Source organism: Nodosilinea sp. LEGE 07088, from assembly GCF_015207395.1.
Lineage (GTDB): Bacteria > Cyanobacteriota > Cyanobacteriia > Phormidesmidales > Phormidesmidaceae > Nodosilinea.
Window position 1 is genome coordinate 1 of record NZ_JADEWX010000338.1, and the last position, 2367, is coordinate 2367.

General features: G+C 60.9%; 2 protein-coding genes. Both read left to right on the forward strand.

The window, feature by feature from the left end; genetic code table 11:
- Window positions 1-43: 43 nt before the first annotated feature.
- Window positions 44-1237, forward strand: a complete 1194-nt coding sequence (nifS, locus tag IQ254_RS30730) for a cysteine desulfurase NifS (RefSeq protein WP_193969928.1) — start codon at window positions 44-46, stop codon at window positions 1235-1237.
- Between the two features lie 181 nt (window positions 1238-1418).
- Complete coding sequence (nifU, locus tag IQ254_RS30735; protein WP_193969929.1) at window positions 1419-2330, forward strand: Fe-S cluster assembly protein NifU; 912 nt, start codon at window positions 1419-1421, stop codon at window positions 2328-2330.
- The last annotated feature ends 37 nt before the right edge of the window (window positions 2331-2367 follow it).

Here is a 2367-nt window from a genome sequence, read left to right on the forward strand (position 1 = left end):
CTCTTCCCCCCCTTCCCTCTCACCCTGAACGCGGAGACGATTAATGGTCATTTATCTAGACAACAACGCGACCACCCGAGTTGACCCCGACGCGCTGGCGGCGATGCTGCCCTACCTGAGTGAGCTATACGGCAACCCCTCGTCAATGCACAGTTTTGGCGGCCAGGTGGGGGCAGCGGTGCAGGATGCCCGAGAAAAAGTGGCGGCGCTGCTGGGGGCTGAAGACACCGAAATTATCTTCAACAGCTGCGGTAGCGAGGGCAACAACACCGCCATCCAGGCCGCCCTGGCCGCCCAGCCCGAGAAGCGCCACATTGTCACCACGGCAGTCGAGCACCCGGCCATTCTCAGCGTCTGCAAGTTTTTGGAAAAGAAAGGCTACTCTGTCACCTACCTGTCGGTGGACGGGCGCGGTCAGCTTGACCTGATGGAAGTGGAGGCCGCCATCACGGGTGGCACCGCCCTGGTCACCACCATGTATGCCAACAACGAAACCGGGGTGATTTTTCCGGTGGAGCAGGTGGGGGCGATCGCAAAAGAAGCCGGTGCCACCTTCCACGTCGATGCCGTGCAAGCTGTCGGCAAAGTACCCATCGACCTCAGCACCAGCACCATCGACTTGCTCACCCTCTCGGGCCACAAGCTCCACGCTCCCAAGGGGGTCGGTGTCCTCTACGTCCGCAAGGGCTTCCGGTTCCGGCCCTTCTTGCTGGGCGGTCACCAGGAGCGGGGCCGCCGGGCTGGCACCCAAAACGTGGCCAGCATTGTCGCCCTGGGCAAAGCCGCCGAGCTGGCTCAGGTTCACCTGGCCAACGTCAAGCGCGAGGCCGAGCTGCGCGACATGCTGGAGTACGGCATTCTCACCACCATCCCCGACACCTCGGTCAACGGCGGCGGCACCACCCGCCTGCCCAACACCACCAACATCGGCTTTAAGTACATCGAAGGGGAAGCCATCTTGTTCATGCTCAACAAGCACGGCATCTGTGCGTCCTCTGGTTCGGCCTGCACCTCGGGCTCTTTGGACCCCTCCCACGTGCTGACCGCGATGGGTCTGCCCTACACCATCCTGCACGGCTCGATTCGCTTCAGCCTGTCCCGGTTCACCACCGAGGCCGATGTGCGCGAGGTCTTGACTGTGATGCCCGAGATCGTCGAGCGCCTGCGGGCCATGTCGCCCTTTAACAGCGACCAGGCCGGTTGGTTGCAAAGCCGAGATGTAGCTGTCATGGCTTAGGGAATAGGGAACAGGGAACAGGCACGACCTCTAATCCCTCTCATCTAATCCCTAATCCCTCTCATCTAATCCCTAATCCCTCTCATCTAATCCCTAATCCCTCTCATCTAATCCCTAATCCCTATCTCCTTCCCTTTCCTCCTGACTCCTCACCCATTACTCCTTACCCCCGGAAACCGCCATGTGGGAATACACCGACAAAGTCCTCGACCTGTTCTACAACCCCGTCAACCAGGGGGCGATCGAAGCTCCTGAGGAACCCGGCGTGGCCGTGGTGTTTGGGGAAGTGGGCAGCATTGCCTGCGGCGACGCTCTGCGGCTGCACCTGAAGATTCAGGAAGACCTGGAAAAGATTCTGGATGCCCGGTTTCAGACCTTTGGCTGCACCAGTGCGATCGCATCGTCTTCGGCCCTGACCGAAATCATCAAGGGCAAGACCCTGGATGAGGCGCTGAACATCTCTAACAAAGACATCGCCGACTACCTGGGCGGCCTGCCCGAGGCCAAAATGCACTGCTCGGTGATGGGCCAGGAAGCCCTGGAAGCCGCCATCTACAAGTATCGCGGTATCGAAGTGGCCCACGACGATGACGACGACGAAGGCACCCTGGTCTGCAAGTGCTACGGCGTCACCGAGCCCCGCATTAAGCGGGTGATTCGCGAGAACAGCCTGACCACCGTGGAGCAGGTGACCAACTATGTCAAGGCGGGCGGCGGCTGTAGCTCTTGCCTGGCCGACATCGAAGACCTGATTGCTGAGGTACAGCAGGAGCAGCTAGCGGTTGCCGTGGCCACCGACATCGCCATCCAAAACAGCGCCGCCGACCAGGTGCCCGACTCCCTGCCGGTGCTCACCAACATCCAAAAGATCACCCTGATTCAGCAGGTGCTCGACAGTGAAGTGCGCCCCATGCTGATCGCCGACGGCGGCGATGTGCAGCTCCATGACGTTGAGGGCGATCGCGTGCTGGTCAAGCTGCAAGGGGCCTGCGGCTCCTGCGCCAGCAGCACCGCCACGCTCAAGTATGCGATCGAGGCCAAGCTCAAAGATCTCGTGCTGCCCACCCTGACCGTTGAAGAGGTTACGGCGTAGAACACTTTAGGCCGGTGGGCAATGCCCACCCTACGAC

Bases quoted from the DNA above. Each gene is read 5' to 3' on its own strand.
- nifS (WP_193969928.1), top strand. From the start codon at position 44: ATGGTCATTTATCTAGACAACAACGCGACCACCCGAGTTGACCCCGAC.
- nifU (WP_193969929.1), top strand. From the start codon at position 1,419: ATGTGGGAATACACCGACAAAGTCCTCGACCTGTTCTACAACCCCGTC.